At 71.2% G+C, this 3,460-nt stretch carries 4 protein-coding genes; 3 read left to right on the forward strand and 1 reads right to left on the reverse strand.

Annotation, left to right across the window (positions count from 1 at the left end):
- The 3 genes from VFM98_RS06445 to VFM98_RS06455 all read left to right on the forward strand — a co-directional run.
- Positions 1–708: ABC transporter ATP-binding protein (locus VFM98_RS06445; RefSeq protein ID WP_325109081.1), on the forward strand; the 708-nt coding region annotated here is incomplete at its 5' end.
- A 28-nt stretch (positions 709–736) separates the two neighbouring features.
- Entirely contained in the window at positions 737–2,158 is a 1,422-nt protein-coding gene (locus VFM98_RS06450; RefSeq protein WP_325109082.1) for an MmgE/PrpD family protein, read from the forward strand.
- The gene (locus VFM98_RS06455) at positions 2,145–3,179 is read left to right on the forward strand and encodes a PdxA family dehydrogenase (RefSeq protein ID WP_325109083.1); all 1,035 of its coding nucleotides are present in this window, start codon (positions 2,145–2,147) and stop codon (positions 3,177–3,179) included. Before VFM98_RS06450 ends, VFM98_RS06455 begins: the two co-directional genes overlap by 14 nt.
- 115 nt (positions 3,180–3,294) lie before the next feature.
- Here VFM98_RS06455 and VFM98_RS06460 read toward each other — a convergent pair.
- Positions 3,295–3,460 (reverse strand): FCD domain-containing protein (locus VFM98_RS06460; RefSeq protein ID WP_325109084.1); only part of this gene is annotated, 166 nt, incomplete at its 5' end.

Below are 3,460 nucleotides of genomic sequence, written 5' to 3' on the forward strand. Positions count from 1 at the left end.
ACCATCCTCGCGGCCACCCGGCTCTCGCAGCTCGCGCAGCGCTATCCCGGCGAGCTCTCGGGCGGCCAGCAGCAGCGCGTGTCGCTCGCCCGCGCGCTGGTGGTGGAGCCCGAGACGCTGCTGCTGGACGAGCCGCTGTCCAACCTGGACGCCAACCTGCGCGAGGAGATGCGCTTCGAGATCCGCCGCCTGCACGACAAGTACCGCTACACCACCGTGTACGTCACGCACGACCAGGCCGAGGCCATGACCACGGCGGACGTGATCGTGGTGATGAACCAGGGCGTGATCGAGCAGGCCGGCTCGCCGGAGGAGATCTACCAGCGCCCGCGCACCGAGTTCGTGGCCCGCTTCATCGGCGGCACCAACGTGTTCCGCGGCCGCTGGGACGGCGCCGACGCCGTGGACTGCGGCAACGGCCTGGTGCTGCGCTGCGGCTCCGGTGAGTTCGAGAGCGGCGAGGGCGCCGCGGTGTCAGTGCGCCACCACGACGTCCGCATCAGCCGCGGCCGGCCCGAGACCGAGACCAACATCGTGCAGGGCCGGGTGGCGCGCCAGATCTACCTGGGTTCGCACCGCGACTACCTGGTCCACCTGCCGGACGGCGAATCGGTGCGCGCGGTCGCGCCCGCCGGCCTGAGCATCCCGCCCGGCGAAAGCGTCTGGCTGCACCTGCCGCCCGAGCACTGCCGCGCCCTGGCGCACTGAACCACCCCATCCCACCCGGAGGAGCATCGTGAGCATCATCGAACAGCAGGCGACGGAGCACCTGACGCGCTACGTGTCGGATTTCATCTGCAGCACGCAGCTGGCGGACCTGCCGCAGGACGTGGTGGCGCTGGGCAAGAAGTCCATCCTCGACGGCCTCGGCCTCGCGCTCTCCGGCGGCGCCAGCCATCTCGGTGCGCTGGTGCGGCGCCACCTCGACGACCTGCAGCTCGGGCCCGGGCCTGCCACCGTGATCGGCACCCGGCGCAAGGTGGCGCCGCGCTTCGCCGCCTTCGCCAACGGCGTGGGCATCCACGCCGACGACTACGACGACACGCAGCTGGCCGTGGCCACCGACCGCGTCTACGGCCTGCTCACGCACCCCACCGCGCCCGCCTTGCCCGCGGCGCTGGCGATCGGCGAGGCGACGGATGCGAGCGGCGCGCAGGCCATGCTCGCCTACCACCTGGGCGTGGAGGTGGAGTGCAAGATCTCCGAGGCGATCCACCCGCGGCACTACCAGACCGGCTTCCATTCCACCGCCACCTGCGGCACCTTCGCCGGCGCAGCGGCGGCGGCCAAGCTGCTGCGGCTGGACGAGGAAGCGACGGCCCGGGCGCTCTCCATCGCCGGCAGCCAGTCGGCCGGCCTGCGCGAGAACTTCGGCACCATGACCAAGCCCTTCCACGCCGGCCGCGCCTCGGAAAGCGGCGTGGCGGCGGCGCAGTTCGCCTCCTACGGCTGGACAGCGACCGACAGGATCCTGGAGGCCCCGCGCGGCTTCTTCAGCGCCGCCGGCGGCGGCTACGACAGCCAGGCCATCGCCGGCAAGCTGGGGCAGCCCTGGACCTTCGCGGAGCCGGGCGTCTCGATCAAGCCGCATCCCTCGGGCTCGCTCACGCACCCGGGCATGACGGAGATGCTGCGCCTGATCCGCGAGCACCGCATCGAGGCCAGGGACGTCGTCGGGGTGCGCGTGGGCACCAACCGCAACATGCCCAACGCGCTGATCCACCACCGGCCGCAGAACGAGCTGCAGGCCAAGTTCTCGATGGAGTTCTGCATGGCCATCCTGCTGCTGGAAGGCCGCGCGGGGCTGAACGAATTCACCGACGCCGTCGTGCTGCGGCCCGACGTGCAGGCGATGATCGAGAAGGTGGACTTCGTCGTCGACCAGGACGCGGAGGCCGCGGGCTACCACAAGATGACCACGCTGATCGACATCGAGCTGGCCAACGGCCGCAAGGTCTCGGGCCGGGCGGATTTCGGCAAGGGCAGCCCCGCCATGCCCATGAGCTACGACGAGGTGGCCGACAAGTTCCGCGAGAACGCGGAGTTCGCCCGCTTTCCGCAGCCGCGGGCGGAGGAGGTCGTCGCGCTGGTGCGGGACCTCGAGTCGCTGCCGAAGATCTCGACGCTGATGGCGGCGCTGGCGCATGACCGGAGCTGACGTGCGGCCCCTGGTCGGCCTGATGCCCGGCGACATGACCGGGATCGGCCCCGAGATCACGGCGAAGCTGCTCGCCGGCGGCCGCCTGCGCGAGGTGGCGCGGGTCGTCGTGATCGGCGACGCTCGCGTGTGGGAACTGGGCTGCCGGGAAGCGGGCGTGCAGCCGGCCTGGCGTGCGCATGGCGCGCTGGAGGCGATCGACTGGTCGCGCGACGAAATCCCGGTGCTGGACCTGGGCAACATCGATCCCGCCGCCTTGCCACGGCGCGAGAACTCCGCCGAGTCGGGCCGGCTCACCGGCGAGACGCTGCTGCACATGACGCGCCTGGCCCAGGAGGGGAAGATCGACGCCGTCACCTTCGCGCCCCTGTCCAAGGCGGCCCTGCACGCGGGCGGCTGGAAGTATCCCGACGAGCACCAGATGTTCGCCGCCTGGAACGCCCACGAGGGCTTCTTCGGCGAGATGAACGTGATCGATCAGTTCTCCACTTTCCGCGTCACCTCGCACGTTTCACTGCGGCGCGCGCTGGACCTGATCACGCCGGAGCGCATCGGCGCCGCGGTGCGGCTGGCGGACACGACCTTGCGCGAGCGCGGTTTCGAGCATCCGCGCATCGGCGTGGCGGCGCTCAACCCGCACTGCGGCGAAGGCGGCCTGTTCGGCGACGAGGAGATCCGCCTGATCGCGCCCACGGTGCGGCGGTTGCAGGAGGAGGGCGTCGCGGTGAGGGGGCCGGTCTCCTCGGACGCGATCTTCCTGAAGGCGCTCAGGGGCGAGTACGACGGCGTGGTCATCATGTACCACGACCAGGGCCAGATCGCGACCAAGCTGCTGGGCTTCCACAAGGGTGTCACCGTGACGGCGGGCCTGCGCACGATCTACACCACGCCCGCCCACGGCACGGCCTTCGACATCGTGGGCCAGGGCAAGGCGGAGACCGGCGCCCTGGAGCAGGCGGTGCGGATCGCGGCGCGGATGGCGGCGGCGCGACGTTGCGCGGGTGTTGGCGGGATCGCGTAGGCTGGTGCTGAGCGGCGAAGCCCGAAGCCCAGCGCTTCGCGGCGCTCGCGCATCGCCGGGCTTCGGCGCTATCGCGCTCTCAGCACCAGCCTACGAATCCGCCGCGAAACCGGGGTCACGAATCCGTTGCCGCCAGCAGCCGCTGGCGCCCCGCCTCGATGTGCTCCTCGGCGTACTGCTTCGCCTTGGCCGCATTGCCCCTGGCGATCGCCTCGTAGATGCGGCGGTGCTCCGCGTTGGAGCGCCGCATGTTGCCCGGGGCATTGAAGTTCTGCCGCCGG

The sequence above is a fragment of the Ramlibacter sp. genome (assembly GCF_035706265.1).
Classification (GTDB): Bacteria; Pseudomonadota; Gammaproteobacteria; order Burkholderiales; family Burkholderiaceae_C; genus Ramlibacter.